General features: G+C 44.1%; 1 protein-coding gene. It reads left to right on the forward strand.

What is annotated here, in order from left to right; all coding sequences use genetic code 11:
• Nucleotides 1–236, forward strand: a 236-nt coding sequence (locus tag LJE09_RS17765) for a hypothetical protein (RefSeq protein ID WP_227311648.1), incomplete at both ends; no start/stop codon positions are given.

Genomic DNA, 236 nt, shown 5'->3' on the forward strand with positions numbered 1-236 from the left:
TCCAAAGGACAGGATTATTTCATAGCATTTGGTACAGAATCTCTCAATGGCAGAGTCATTCACACAGACGGAAGTATCACAGATGAAAACGGCGCATACCTGCGACCTGCCAACACAAAGATTTCCAGCCATTCCATTGACAGAAACAAGCTTACTGTCAAACTTTCCAAAGGATGTGCAGGTGCTCAGGGTTATGACTTCGTGATCAGTAAGAAATCAAATATGCTCCAGACCGG

Source organism: Blautia sp. DFI.3.45, assembly GCF_020593505.1.
Lineage (GTDB): Bacteria > Bacillota > Clostridia > Lachnospirales > Lachnospiraceae > Blautia_A > Blautia_A wexlerae.